The sequence below is a fragment of the Natranaerofaba carboxydovora genome (genome assembly GCF_022539405.1).
GTDB classification, from domain to species: domain Bacteria; phylum Bacillota; class Natranaerobiia; order Natranaerobiales; family Natranaerofabaceae; genus Natranaerofaba; species Natranaerofaba carboxydovora.
Map to the genome: position 1 here is coordinate 2,613,109 of NZ_CP054394.1, position 14,318 is coordinate 2,627,426.

General features: G+C 33.8%; 13 protein-coding genes and 1 pseudogene. 5 read left to right on the forward strand and 9 right to left on the reverse strand.

Annotated elements, in window-relative coordinates:
* The first annotated feature begins 146 nt into the window (after positions 1-146).
* Complete coding sequence (locus ACONDI_RS12345; protein WP_241078854.1) at positions 147-365, forward strand: hypothetical protein; 219 nt, start codon at positions 147-149, stop codon at positions 363-365.
* Positions 366-456: 91 nt separating this feature from the next.
* On the opposite strand, the gene ACONDI_RS12350 is transcribed toward ACONDI_RS12345, so the two are convergent.
* The 3 genes from ACONDI_RS12350 to ACONDI_RS12360 form a co-directional block, all read right to left on the reverse strand.
* Positions 457-1,119: a class I SAM-dependent methyltransferase gene (locus ACONDI_RS12350; RefSeq protein ID WP_241078855.1), complete on the reverse strand. Its 663-nt coding sequence runs from the start codon at positions 1,117-1,119 to the stop codon at positions 457-459.
* A gap of 46 nt (positions 1,120-1,165) precedes the next feature.
* On the reverse strand, positions 1,166-1,834 hold the full coding sequence (locus ACONDI_RS12355) for a class E sortase (RefSeq protein WP_241078856.1): 669 nt from the start codon (positions 1,832-1,834) through the stop codon (positions 1,166-1,168).
* Positions 1,835-1,895: 61 nt separating this feature from the next.
* Positions 1,896-2,213 (reverse strand): CC/Se motif family (seleno)protein, encoded by a 318-nt coding sequence (locus ACONDI_RS12360; protein WP_241078857.1) that lies wholly within the window; start codon positions 2,211-2,213, stop codon positions 1,896-1,898.
* Between the two features lie 421 nt (positions 2,214-2,634).
* Between ACONDI_RS12360 and ACONDI_RS12365 the strand changes: the two genes are divergently transcribed.
* Positions 2,635-3,486: a stalk domain-containing protein gene (locus tag ACONDI_RS12365; protein WP_241078858.1), complete on the forward strand. Its 852-nt coding sequence runs from the start codon at positions 2,635-2,637 to the stop codon at positions 3,484-3,486.
* 165 nt (positions 3,487-3,651) lie between these two features.
* Here ACONDI_RS12365 and ACONDI_RS12370 read toward each other — a convergent pair whose 3' ends face one another.
* From ACONDI_RS12370 to ACONDI_RS12380, 3 genes are all read right to left on the reverse strand, one after another.
* Complete coding sequence (locus tag ACONDI_RS12370) at positions 3,652-5,250, reverse strand: recombinase family protein (RefSeq protein ID WP_241078859.1); 1,599 nt, start codon at positions 5,248-5,250, stop codon at positions 3,652-3,654.
* A gap of 389 nt (positions 5,251-5,639) precedes the next feature.
* Positions 5,640-5,924 carry a hypothetical protein gene (locus ACONDI_RS12375; protein ID WP_241078860.1) on the reverse strand — a complete coding sequence of 95 codons (285 nt, stop codon included), beginning with the start codon at positions 5,922-5,924 and terminating at the stop codon, positions 5,640-5,642.
* 171 nt (positions 5,925-6,095) lie between these two features.
* A complete protein-coding gene (locus ACONDI_RS12380; RefSeq protein WP_241078861.1) occupies positions 6,096-7,526 on the reverse strand; it encodes a CBS domain-containing protein in 1,431 nt (476 codons plus the stop codon).
* 143 nt (positions 7,527-7,669) lie between these two features.
* On the opposite strand from ACONDI_RS12380, the pseudogene ACONDI_RS12385 reads away from it, so the two are divergent.
* Positions 7,670-8,230, forward strand: a pseudogene (locus tag ACONDI_RS12385) (polysaccharide deacetylase family protein); the annotation flags it as partial.
* A 40-nt stretch (positions 8,231-8,270) separates the two neighbouring features.
* Here the strand turns inward: ACONDI_RS12385 and ACONDI_RS12390 are convergent.
* From ACONDI_RS12390 to ACONDI_RS12400, 3 genes are all read right to left on the reverse strand, one after another.
* Entirely contained in the window at positions 8,271-9,341 is a 1,071-nt protein-coding gene (locus tag ACONDI_RS12390; protein WP_241078862.1) for an HD-GYP domain-containing protein, read from the reverse strand.
* Positions 9,342-9,501: 160 nt separating this feature from the next.
* Positions 9,502-10,152, reverse strand: coding sequence for an FtsK/SpoIIIE domain-containing protein (locus ACONDI_RS12395; RefSeq protein ID WP_241078863.1), 651 nt, complete (start codon positions 10,150-10,152; stop codon positions 9,502-9,504).
* Positions 10,153-10,326: 174 nt separating this feature from the next.
* Complete coding sequence (locus ACONDI_RS12400) at positions 10,327-12,267, reverse strand: bifunctional metallophosphatase/5'-nucleotidase (RefSeq protein WP_241080957.1); 1,941 nt, start codon at positions 12,265-12,267, stop codon at positions 10,327-10,329.
* A 163-nt stretch (positions 12,268-12,430) separates the two neighbouring features.
* Between ACONDI_RS12400 and ACONDI_RS12405 the strand changes: the two genes are divergently transcribed.
* The gene (locus ACONDI_RS12405; RefSeq protein WP_241078864.1) at positions 12,431-13,591 is read left to right on the forward strand and encodes an amidohydrolase family protein; all 1,161 of its coding nucleotides are present in this window, start codon (positions 12,431-12,433) and stop codon (positions 13,589-13,591) included.
* 158 nt (positions 13,592-13,749) lie between these two features.
* Positions 13,750-14,310, forward strand: coding sequence for a DUF2284 domain-containing protein (locus tag ACONDI_RS12410; RefSeq protein WP_241078865.1), 561 nt, complete (start codon positions 13,750-13,752; stop codon positions 14,308-14,310).
* Positions 14,311-14,318 lie beyond the last annotated feature (8 nt).

Consider the following 14,318-nt stretch of genomic DNA (forward strand, 5'->3'; position numbering starts at 1 on the left):
CTCGCTCGGAATTTGCAGGCACAGTCCAAATTAAAGGCTCGCTTATGGTATGCAATAACTAACACTTACTGATTTTCTTTTAATCAGTATTTTTTTTGCTGCAAATGAATAAATTTTTAAAAAGAATTAATTCAGGGGGGATTTTATTGTTTCATTCTTTAAATGTTAGGAATAAGAAGAAAAAAGCACTTGTACTTTCGCTAATTGTGTTTTTGGCAGCAGGAGTCTATTTAACTCTTCCCGGAAGAGATACGGGAGCTGTGATACCTGTATTTCAGGAGGAAGAGAAAAAGACACCGATCTATTATGTGGATACCGAAGAGAACAAAGTTGCAATTTCATTTGATGCAGCCTGGGGAGCGTAATTTTTATTACAGTATTTTTATTGAAGAAAACTATTCCCTAGAAAATACTTGCCAATTTCAAGGTGGAAATAAGAGTTATAAAATTGTATTATTAAGTTTCATTTCTTAAGACTACATTATAAATTCTCCTGGGCAAATCACCCTCTTCAAGTTCTTCTACCTGAAGAATTTGAAAACTTTCAGAAAATCTTTCTATAGTTTTTCTATCAAAAAAATGAATAATAAAATCGCTTATATTATATATGTTTCCTTCAAGATGAGTTCCGGTACCAAAATGGGGATCTTTTTTGTTCCTTACGGTATAGATGTTTATACCCCCGTTTTTAAGTATTCTTTTAATCTCCTTGAACAAAAAATCAAGTTCTTCTGTTTTAAAATTCATACAGCATAATAAATGAGAAAAACATCCATCAAATGAATCATCAGCAAAAGTCAAAGGTTCTTTTACGTTATGTTGAATTGCCGTAACTCTATTAGACAAATTATGATCCACTGCTTTTTGTTTGATATCTTTAATTCCCTTAGCAGCATAGTCCAAAACATAAACTTGAAATCCTTCCCGGGCAAAATATAGAGTGTCTCTCCCCTGTCCTCCACCTAATTCTAAAATACTTGTCACCTGGTTATCTTTGAACACTTTAGCAGCCTTAACTGCAGCTTCGCTTGGTGATTTACCAAAAAAATCTTCAACTGTATTATAACTGTTTTCCCATTTTAATTGATTATCTATATATTTTTCATTGTTCGATGCCATAACTATTCCTCCATAATATTATTTTAGCCGCTACTGTAACCTGAAATTAATCTTCAAGATAAGCACGTACTATTAATCTTTTTTCCGATGATCCAGGGGGCTCACAGGTAGTTAAAGTTAAAGCAGGGTCAGAAGTATCTTCAATTACACTCCAATCATATTTATCCGTTGCAAATACATCATCTACTTTGTAAATGTATACATTATCTTCAAAATATAATTTTATATTGTCCTCTTCTTCAAGTTTATTTAGCTCACCAAAAGGTGCTCCATAAGTGGTTCTATGGCCAGCTACCGATACATTACCATGTTCTGGCAGATTACTATGTGGATAAAATCCAGGGCCACTTTCAAGCTCGGGTAATTCTACGCCATAGCCAACCTTAAATTGCAAATTAAGAGCAGGTATTTCCAGAACCCCTTCAGTTTCTTCTAATTTGTAAGCATAGTTTCCCTCTCTTTCATCAGTGTCATTTTCCTCTTTTGGAGGAGGTTTTTCAGATGTAAAGTATTCTACTTGAGGAGAAGTGGTTTCACTTTCTTCTTTTTCCTGTACATCCTGTCGTTGTAGCTGCTCAAGTGTTTCTTCTACCTGCCTTGCCTGTATTCTTTGGTAATACAAATTATGAAAATAAGGGAAAGCGGTAATAAGGATCCCTGCCAACAATAGTATTATTCCACATAAAGTGCTTATTGCAATCTTGTTCTTTTTCATTACTCTCACCTCTATTTAATTCCCGCTCCAGAGGGGCAGGATGCAATTCCCCTGTTAAATTTTAAACTTTTTGATTATCATTATTTGGGGGGTAATAGTCAATAGCAATATCTTTCAAGAATAAAAACTTTGATAATTCAATTTTAGCTACACCCACCATTTTTTTTGGATAAAATACTTTTACACCATCAATATCTTGTTTTGTATATTGATCTTCTTCAGGTAAGAAATTCGCTATATTAATGCTGATATTGGAAATTTTAGTACTCCCGCCACAACAGCCACCACTCGATGTTTCATTAATAACTGCTGCATTTTTCTTAGATTTGCTTAAAATATAATCCCTAGCTTCGCTGCTAATCTCCAATTCAAGTGACATAAGCAAGTACACCCCCTTGGTTTTCTATTTTAACCGCTGCTTTTAAAGTGAGTTGATGATTGGCCAACACTAACCCTCCAAGGGTCTGAGTTCTATTATTATCCCCGCCCTGTTGGGTAGGGTGGTTTTTATTATTTGAATAGTAACACATCTCTATATTTCTGTCAAACTACTATTGCTCATCTACTATTGCTCATCCTTTATGTAATTTCTAAGGATTTTAATTGATTATTCTAATCGTTCTATCAATATAATTATATTTGACTAAGTATTCCTGATGTGATAACTTAGCAACAAGCCCCCCTTGCGGGGGGTGTAGCAAAATTAATATTTCTATTAATAAACATGTTTTTTATATGGTAATTAAAGACAACCTTTTAAATCTAAAAGTGCAGATACATACCAAGGGAGGAATCATTTTATGTTCAATCAAAATAAACTACTGCATTATCTTTATGTACCCTTAATTTTTGTCTTATTGATTTTTGTTTTTACAAATGGTTTAGCTGCAAGTTCAAAGTCAATTGAAATGGAGAGAACTACAGAAATAAGTACACGCCAGCAGATTATTGAAACTGCATTAGAAAATCAAGGAGTTCCATATGTTTGGGGTGGTGCATCACCTTCAGGCTTTGATTCATCCGGAATTATCTACTATGTGTTTAACAATAACAGTATTGAGATTCCACGTGTTCATTTTGATATTTATGATAAAGGACAAGCTATCTCTAAAAATGAGCTTTTACCTGGCGATATTATATTTTTTGAAACCACTAGACAAGGACCTTCCCATGGTGGAATATACATAGGTAGTGGTGAATTTGTCCATTCTTCTTCACCAGGGAACGTAGTATCTACAAGTCAGCTTGATGATCCATATTACAATGAGAGATTCTATGGTGCAGTACGCTATCTTAATGCAGTCAACGTGACAGTTTTTGTTAACGGAAAAAATGTTGAATTTAACGAACGAAATCCTTTTATTGATGACGTTAATAGAACTATTGTTCCGCTTAGATTTGTTTCTGAGGAACTAGGTGCCAAAGTAGAATGGGTAAGTGAAGAAGAACTTGTGAAGATAAAAAACGATGAGGTTTTTATGGAACTATCCATAGGTAGTCAAACTTACAAACTTAATGGAGAAACAAAGGAAATGGACACAATTGCAAATAATTTTAATGGGCGAACAATGGTACCATTAAGGGTTATATCAGAAGGATTAGGATCAGAAGTTAATTGGAACAGTAGCGAAGGAGCTGTGTTTATAAATTAAATTAGATAATAACCTCATTCGATAATGAAATATTTTTATGAGATACAATGTAATATTTTATTTAATGGTTTAACGGTCAGAGTCTCTCGATTTTCTCGAGACTTTCTGACGTTTTCATTGTGTTCTGATAAAGCTTCAGAAAATTAATGCAAGTTAATAGCAGTTTCAATAGAAGGGTGAACTGGTGTTGAATTTTATCTCTATTAAAGTTTCATTTTCCCCTATAATGATTTGATCCACAAGCTTTATCACAAGTTCTCTATCCAGGCTAGTTATCATAAAATAATCTCTATAGATTTTTTCGTAGTTTTCGCTCTTTTGTTCTAAGTTAATAAGAGACTTACCCTTTTCCTGGGAAATATCTGCTCGTGTTTGTAGTAGTTTCTCATCTAAGTCTTCTTTTTCCTTCTGATAATCCTGACGGGTACTTCTATAATCTTCAGCTGATATTTCACCTGCTGCATATTCTTCTCTAATTACTTTTAAGGTCTTATTAATATTATTAAGCCTATCTTCTAATTGTTTTCTTTTAGTAGATTGATGATTTTGTTGATTACAATTTCTTTTTGCAATATTACTTATTAGTCTTTCAATATTTATTGTGAGTTTATTAAGTATATTTAGCTGCGTCAAAATTACTTCATTAATCTTCTTAGTCTTAATATTATGATTTGTGCAGTATTTTTTGCCATACTTCGCGTAAGTTCCACACATATAAAGATCCCTATCGCTTCTATAGACCATTTTGGAACTGCAATCATTACAATACAAAAGACCCGAATATATATTAGTACAATTCTTCTCATTAATTCCCTTTGGTTTATTACTGTTGTCTACTGTTTTACTCCGAGATTTTATTCTTTTTTGAATTAGTTTCCACGTTTCATCATCTATAATTTTTTCTACAGCATTGTCAATTCTAATAACTTTTTCTTCATTGGTTCTTTTTTTATTTTTTAATTTGAAGTTAATTTTTTGGTACTTTTTTTGAACCAGAGTACCGTTATATATTGGGTCTGTTAGAATATTCCTTATTGTGGAAGGACTCCATAGATTTTTACTTGCTTTATTATTTTTATAGTTAATCCCCCGGATTTTTTTGTACTCTGTGGGAGTAAAAGGAGGGTTTTTGTCATTATTAAGGATCTTAGCCACACTAGAAAAGCCGTTTCCCTGCAAATAAAGTTTTGCAATCCTCAAAATAACTGGCTTAACTTTTTCGTCTACTAGTAGTTTATGCTTATCTTCAGGAGCTCTTACAAATCCATAAGGTTCACTTGAGCCAATAAACTTACCTTCTGCCATCAAAGCATAAAAAGAACTCTTTACTTTATTAGATATATCCCTGCAGTAGTTCTCATTCATAACACTTCTTATCTGTCTCTCTAAGATATTTCCATCATCACCACTATTTATACCGTCTGTAACACCAATAAACTTTGTCCCGTATTTGGGAAATATTTCTGAAAAGTATACTTCAGTTGCTATATTTCTGCCAAATCTTGAAATATCTTTTGATAATACAACATCTATCTCCCCGGCCTGTATATCTTCTTTCATCTTCAAAAAACCGGGCCTGTTAAAATTTGCTCCAGAGCAATCTATATCGATATAAACTTCATACAGGATCCAATCTTCTCCCTCTTTTATTTTTTGGCTTACAAACTCATCTATAATCTTTTCTTGATTATTTATACTGTCAGGTTCTGTATCCCCGTGTGCCCTTGAGTACCTAAGGTATTTAACATATTTTATGGTACTCACTAAATACCTGCCTCCCCCCATTCAGTTTTACAAGGAGCCAATATAACAAATATTCATATAATGCTGTTTTTCAACTGGTTGATACATTTAAAATTAATCATCTGTATACTTCTCCAATAAATAATCATACAAAATTGAGTTTATAGGGATAGAACCATTAAAACTTATCTTTATCTCTTCTTCATTTAATTTGATTTTGTTAGGGTCATTTATCTCCTTTAAGTACTCGTTTATCCTTTCAACTGTAGGTAAGTTTAAATTAATTTTGTCAGGTCTAATAGCAATACCCCCTTTTTATCTAATTATTAATGAGGGGAGTTGTCTTATTACATAAAAAAACGCGCTTTATTACACAAAAAAACGCCCTATCAGGGCGCAAAACCATGAAACTAACCATATAACATAATGCCATCTTTAAGTATTTGCTTAACAAAAGAACAAGAATTTTCTTTTTTTGCTTCCCATTCCAGCGGGGTGAAAAAAATAAAATCTATCTCGGGGAGATCAAAATATTTACTTATATTATTTTTTTCTAAATCTGCTACAACACATATTTTTATGTTCGCTTCATTAGGTTTTTCATTTTTATCTCTTTTAAACAAAAATATTTTCTCGGGTTTTAACATTTCTTTTAAATCTTTTACTAAACTCTCTAAATTAATCTTCACAGTCATCTAATTCCCCCTGTTGCCTGAAATCACTCTATCCTATAGTATTTTATTTTTAATTTTTTAAAATATGACATCTTCTATGTTATTTGTGGTTGGTTTTTTAATTTGGGTTAAGGCAAAATAAAATAACTCCCGGGTCCTAAAATATCTCCGGGAGTCATTCACTCATTCAATTTAATCTTTATTTTTTAGGGCCTGGCTCCACCAGCTTCCAGAAAACAGATCTATGGTTTTTGTTAAGTTAAACATTGGATGAGTATTTTGTTCGTGAATAGTTACCTTGGTTCCTTGTACATCAAACGATACTACTGCATCTCTCCTAGTAATTCCAGCAGAACAACCATCAATTATCTTAAATAACCGAAATGAAGGAAGCAAATGCCCGGGGAAAGACGCGGGGAGTTCTTCTTCTTTATGGTGGTGATAATATATTAAACTAACGAGGTCTTCTTCTTGATCATAGAAGTTCTTAGCAAATTCGGCACTTCTTGCTGCATGATTTTTGCCATCTTCAAATATCTTACAAGGGTTAACCACAGTCCCTTTTTCTAAATTAGGCTGGGTTTTTCCAATATCATGAAATATTATTGCTCTAACCAAAACATCTTTATCAATCCCCACAAGATTCATCACACCTTTTTCGTGCAAATCTGCAGCGACTTTTAAGGCATTAATCACATGCCTATAACCACCATCAGCAATCTTATCTGTTATAGTTATATTACCTGTCTTTGAGTCAAAAACATCTTTATATTCAGGGGTACTTCTTAGCTTATTTTCTACTTTATAGTTAGGTAGAGTAAGGGCAAAAGCTTTATCTAGCTCATTATTCGCTTTAGTTAATTCGATCTGAAGCTTTTTAAGCTGGGTAACATCAGAAAAAGTCTGCAGCACACCTTGAATTTCGCCATCATCTTCTTTTAATGGCACACAGTTACTCACATAGTTTTTCCCGTTTATCTCAGGGACTTCAATCATTTTCTTAGTTTCCCCTAATGCTAAAACCTCTTCTACAATCGGTTTTAGTCTTGGTACACTATCTAGCAAATTATTAATATTTCCAAGCTTGTCATCATCTTTTAAGTTTAATTCTCTAGCAGCTTTATTTACCATACGTAAATTCTTATCTTTATCGAAAACTATCAAAGCTTCATGAAGGTTATCTATTATATCGGCGAATTCTTCTAGCTCTTCTACTCTTAACCTTGCTTTTTTTTCTTTTTTTTGATAATAATCAAGGGTAGGACGTATGTTCAAAAGCCCTACAGGATATTCGTCTTTAACCACAGGGATCTGATTAATTCTATTTTCCGAAAAAAGTTCAACAGCTTCTGTTATATAACTTTCCGGATTTAAGGTTAAGAGTTTTTCACGAGGAGTCATAATATCAGCAGCTGTTGTTTCCTGGTCTTTTTCTGTTTCTTCTTTTGCTATTTCTTTTCTTAAGTCATAACCCGAAATAATTCCTGTTAGTTTATTTTTTTCGTCTATTATTAAAACAGAAGAAAATCCTGTCCTTAGCATCTCTTCTGCAACCTCGTTCATACCTGCCTTATATATAATAGTACCAAAATTTTCATCGTCCATTATATCCTTAACCTGCAATGTTATCTCCCCTTTTTAGTAGTTAATATATATTCATAATCATTCCTATATATTTATAGTTCGGTGCAAAAATAAAAAAGATTTGAAATTTTGACCAGGCAAGTAGTAATAAAGTTTTTGCAGCCTGGGGTGCCAAAAACACTGATGAGCTTTTAGAAATCCTAGACGAATTTGAGATTAAAACCACATTCTTCTTAACAGGGTTTTGGATCGAAAATTATCCTGAAAAAGTTGAAGAAATTGCTGATAAAGGACACGAAGTTGAAAATCACAGTTATAATCACTCCCACATGAGTAAACTAAATGAAAATCAAATTAAAGATGATGTTGAAAAGGTACACCACCAAATTCATGATTTAACGGATAGAGAACCAATACTATTTCGCCCACCCTTTGGTGATTACAATAATAGACTGGTAGAAACTTTAGAAGAAATTGATTACTATCCTGTACAGTGGAGCATTGACTCCCTTGACTGGCAGGCTCCAGATCATAACTACATCGTCGACAAAGTTACAGACGAAATCCATCCAGGTGCTATAGTCCTTTTTCACAACAACGGTACCCACACACCTGAAGCCTTAAGAGATATTCTAGCCTGGTTAGAAGAAAATGAATATGAAGTTGTTCCAGTGTCAGAGCTAATCTACAAAGATAATTACTCAGTAGATCCAAATACAGGTGCCCAGATCAAAGAAAATTAAATGCACCAGTATATTAAGTCAGGGTGATTTATAACATGTACTATAGCATGCTGTCAGTAATAGTTATAGTATTATATTCTTCTTCACGAAGATCTATATCATATGGCTCTACTTCTTCGCCATTTTCCTCAATAACTCTTATTTTGGGGCGAAGACTAAACTTTTCAAAATTCTTAATTACAAAAGCAATCCTTCCATCACTTAACTTTACTTTTGTCCCTACAGGATAAGTAGCAACTTTTCTAAAGAAATGACCTACAACCTGCCTGTCAAATAATGATCCTGCCCCACCTAGTATGTATTCCATCGCTTCTGAGGGGGAATAGGACTTTCTATACGGCCTATCCGATATTAATGCATCAAAAACATCTGCTACTGCAGTAATCCTGCTAAACAAATGTATCCCATCATGAGTTTTACCCTCAGGGTAGCCTTCGCCGTTGCACCTTTCATGATGATGAAGAGCTACAGTTGTAGAAGTAGAAGAAAGTTCATTATTCTCCCTTAATATTTCATACCCTTTTCTGCTGTGCTGCTTAACTTTTTCGTATTCTTCTTCTGTCAGATCCCCTTCTTTTTCTAAAATAGAATTTGGCACAGCAGTTTTACCTATATCGTGCAAAAGAGCACCTAAACCAAGCTTGTACAACTGCATCTGATCAAGTTCCATCGATATCCCAACAATAACAGAAATTATTGCTACATTAACACTGTGTTGAAAGGTATAATTGTTGTACATCTTTAGGTCTACCATGTTTACCATTAAGTCTTTATTTTTAATTATCTCTTCAATTAAATTGCTTGTAGTAACTTTAATATACTTTGTATCGTTAGGTGATATGGTTGTTTTTTTCTCAACTTCAGAGAATGTTTCTTTGATATTGTTCACTGATTCTCTTCTAAGTTCTTCATTAACTATATCATTAACTTCTAAGTCCTTTAACGTCTCATCCTGTATATAAACATTACTATATCCTAGCTCTTCTATTTTAGGTATGTATTGTTGTTTTAAAGTAGCTCCTTCTTGTAAAAGTATTGTGCCTTTTTCACTGTATACTGGTTTGGCAAGCATCATTCCTTCTTCAATTTCTTCTATATTTACAAGCCTCATAACGGTCCTCCCTCTACGGGTATTAGACAATGTTCAACAATATAATAATTTCAATATTTTTCTTCAATTTCCTCTAAAATTCGACATAAAAAGATTATTAATTTGCTTAATTGGCAAATTAATAATCCCATACACCTACACTACCTACTATTAAGTTGATTTAAACTTCTACAACAGGATTTTCTACTTCTATATACCTGCTTTTGTCAGTTATTACTAATCTCTCTAGAGTATAAAGTTCTTTTACATCATTAGCATCAATCGAGAATCTGGTTAAATCTCCTTTACTAAGTTTAGTTAAAACAAAAGTCGTTGCCTCGTCAAATAACTTATCGGTGATATAAGCAGGAGTCGGTCTTTGTGCTGTCAAAACAGGTATCATTTTGTAATTACTAAGGTCAGGTAATAGTTCATCTAGTTCCTCTCTAACTTCTTCATTAACCTTCGAGACTACCAGGTCATCAATCAATACAACAATCCAAGGAAGATCTTCATATTCCTTTTGTTCTTTAATTGCTTTTCTCTCTTCTTTTTTTTCTTTTAAATAATCAATTAAACCTAAATCCTGATAAAATATTTTGTCTAAATGCTCTGCTTTTTCAAGTCTCATAAAATCTAGGTTGTTTTTAAACGCACTCCCAATTATCTGAAGTTCTTCAGGGGTATTTTCGATCATCAGCTGCGAGATTAATTCAAGCAAGTAAGTAGTCTTTCCGCTGCCGGCAACTCCACAAACCGTTAATATCTTATCTTTAGTAAGATCTTTTATAATTGGCTTTTCACCTTTGTACCCCAAAACAACGTTTAACATACTCCTCCCCCCTTAAAACTTTAAAATTATATAGATATTATTGAAGAATATTAATTAAAAATAAAAGTACTATAATACGTTTATATCTTTTTTAGCTGAATTTGTCAACACTACAGGGTTAAATTTTTTTAATTTTTAGAATATTGTGAAATGCCTCTCTTTTTCAGCATTCTTTTACTTGGAAAACTTTCGTTTGACATATACTCCAAGGCCTACAATAATTCCAATTATAGCTCCAGCAACCGCCCAAATTAGTATCATCAGGTTAAAAGAAGAAGCAGTACTAATCCTCTCTGTTGTTGTATCGTACTCACTAATATCACCTCTAGCCCTAGAATAGTCTAAAAGCCCTTCCCAGACAGTATAAGCTTTATCACCTGACATAACTTTAGCATCTTCAATATTTTGAATCTTTTCACCTCTAGCATTTTTGGGCTCTATAGAAAGATGGGATAACCTTTCCCCTAGTTCAGGCAAGAATTGCATCACATAAGTATCAGCCGCCACACTATAAAGTCTTGAATCATCTCGTTTTATTTGTTCATAAGCATCTTTATTATACCCACCAATTTGGGGTCCACTTCCAGTATACTTCTCAGCAGTCTGAACCGCTCTAAAAGTGGGCACAGGTATATCCAAAAATGGTATATAAAATAGAACTGCTCTGTCAGGATCATAGCTATATCTAAGCCCAGATGTCTGCATAAACAATGCCTCTCCCATGTATTCATTCAAAAATGGAGTAAGCTCTAACAGAGTATGAATCTCTTTGCCTGTAAGATGAATTAAAACCATCGGATATCCAGGGTTTCTTTCAGGCGTTTTCCCAAGACCAGCTAATCTTGCCATATCATAAATTGAAACCTTATTTTTTGCTTCGCCTGTGTCTCCCGGAATTACATCTCCTCTAATTTGACCATTAGCCTGAAATGCAAAATCCACATCTTCACCAGTCATATCCTTAACAGAAAATCTCATAGCATCGGTAATCAAGTTCCCCATAGGAGTTTCTCTATCTCTTGGTCTACTTCTTATTATATTTTCGCTTCTTGCAACATGCTCAAGGATATCAGTGAATCTTCCATCGGTAATTTCCTCAATCATCTCATTTAATTTTTCTGTATATCTATTAACTTCATTTTTAATCTCTTCATCTTCTTCAACTTCATGATTAACCCGTGTCAGATGACTAACCTCGTATTCTTCATTTCTAATCGTTACTTCATCATTTTCTTTGTTATATCCAAGCATTAACTTCCCTAAAAATTCTCCATGACTGCCTGGTTCAAAAATATAGGTATCATTAACTTTGTCTGGTTGGTGCATAGGTATATGAGTATGACCACCAATGATAATATCTATCCCATCGACTTCTTCGGCAAGCCTATTGTTATATTCACGGCCTGAATGATTAACAGCTACAATAACATCTGCCCCTTCTTTCTTAAGCTTATCTATGTTATCTCTTGCAGCATCATTTACGGGGGTAAATTCTACTGGTTCTGAATCCAAAATAAAGTACTGACCGTCATCACCTAATAAACCTATAAAACCAACTTTGAGCCCATTTGGGAGTTCTTTTAGATAATTCTTTTTTATACCTCTCTCAGACAACGAATGATCTGATGGAATATATGAATTTGTAGCAAGCAATTTGGTCTCATCTTTTTTTTCAGGGTAGCCAGCATTTTTCAGATATTCTGAGATAAACTCCGCTCCAAAATCATATTCATGGTTTCCAAGGGTCACAATATCATAGCCCATCTTCTGCATTAAGTCTAATTCAGGGGCCATATCGCTAAAAGCAAGCCAGCTATATAGGTTTCCGCTGTGAAAATCTCCCGACGAAACCAATAGGACAGGTTCATCTTCGTTTTCTCTTTCTTCTCTAAATTCAGAAATAAGTGTTTTCAGCCTCGCAAAACCTCCTCTGGTGAAATCGTCAATGTCCGGATCATAATTCACAGCAGGAGAGTGTGGTATTAAGGCCGAGTGCTCATCACCAGTATAAAGTATTGAAAAAGTATAATCTTCTTTAGCATAAGATGGCTGCTCTAAAGATAATCCGAATAATAAAGATACTATAAGTGCCAATACTACAGCGGTACTTTTCATAGTCAAATTTTATCCCTCCAATTTAATTACTGTGCATAATGATCAAAGGATTATTATCATCAAAAAATACAATATAAGCTGATAATACGCTATTATTAGACAGGCTGTAGTCGATATTATACAATATATTATGCAATAGATTAAAGGAGGAACCTAAAAACAAATGAAAATAATCAATGCCGGCTTTTATATTGATTTATACAAAGAAAAACTTATAGAAAATGCTGAAATACTCATCGATAAATCAAGTTACAAAGTATTAACTAACAATACACAAAATAATACAAATACAAACTGTTATGAAGCTATTAATCTTTCAAAACTTTACGTTCTCCCGGCCCTAATAGATAGTCATGTTCATTTTGCTTTAAATGGATTACATTTTGAAAATTCCATCTCTCTATGGGACCATCCTGACGAATTAGAAAAAGCTTTGTCAAACCGTTTATATAACACTTTTTCTAGTGGAATAGGTGCAGTAAGAGACGGCGGAGATCTTAAAAATATAGGGCTAAAAGCAAAAAAGTTATCCTCATCATTTAATAGTTCTCCTTATGTTATTGCCTGTGGTGAAGGGTTAAGGCGCAGCGGTTGTTATGGCTCTTTTTTGGGTAGTGGTTTATCAGAAGAATTAGATGACGAAAAATTTCATCTAGACAAAAAATTAAAAGCAATGAAAAAAAGTGGTATAGATCAATTAAAAATTATTCTAAGTGGAGTCGTTAGCTTCAAAGAATATGGCAAAGTTGGAAAAAAACAATTTAATAAAACAGAGCTAACTAAGATAATAAATTCAGCAAATACGTTTGATCTGCCTGTCATGGCTCATGTTAACTCAAAAGAACATATAAATACTGCATTATCAGTTGGAGTCCATACTATAGAACATGGATACTTCATCTGTGAAAAACTCTTAGATAAAATGGCTGAAAACAAAGTTTATTGGGTACCTACTGTTGTCCCTGTCGCAAACCAGCTAATCAAAAGAAAAGATAATTATACAAAGGAGCAAAGAGATATAATAACTAAAACCTATAAGAACCAATTAAAAATGTTAAAAAAAGCAGTAGAGCTTGGGGTAAAGGTTGGAGTTGGCACTGATGCAGGAGCTGTTGGCGTTGAACACGGCAAAGATTATTTCGGGGAAATTATGCTGTACAAAGAAGCTGGACTTGATAATATGACAATTTTGAAGGCCGCCTGCAAGTGGAACCGTGAAATACTTAATATAAACTATGACAAAAATATTGGGTTCATTGGAGTAAAAGAAAATCCGTTAGAGAACCTGGAAGTATTGAGAAATCCTGAAATTATTATAAAGTAATTATTTTCTATCCACCTTTCATATGAATATTCATATGAAAATGTTTTGTTGTTGACTGCAAGACACTATGTTTTATGTGAATAGACTTTTTGCAGTAGAATCAATTCTGTTTTAACCATATAGTCATGTTTTTATAAAAAAGAAGGGAGTAGGTAGTAATGGATTTTTGGGAGCAAATCAAAAAAAGTGGAGAGATTATGAGTATATTCGAAGAGGGGGGAGTATACAGGCAAAAATTAATTAAAACTAGAAAAATCACTGTGGATGAAAGAGTAAGATTTCAATGTTCTCATCTTGGGTGTGGCTCCTATGGCAAACCAATGTGTCCTCCAAACCTACCCTCAATCGATGAGTTTAAGCGGTTTTTGGCAGGCTATAGTTTTGGCATAATTGTACAGTTAGCCAAAGATATCCCTGATACAACACCAGCTGATGAAGCTAAAGAGATTTATAATGATTTAGCAGTTGACCTACACAGGCTTATCCTAAAAGGGGAAAGAAAAGCCTTTTCTGAAGGGTTCCCTTTTGCAGGTGGCTTCATCGGGGGAGCTTGCAAACTCTGCAAAGCATGCAAAACCCCCTGTATTAACAAAGATGATGCCAGGCCATCTATGGAAGGAATGGGTATAGATGTACTTGAAACATGTCGTCAGTTTGGCCTTGATGTGACTTTTGACAAAAGCCGAATTATTTGGACAGGGCTACTACTTTTAGATTAAAGTTTTTT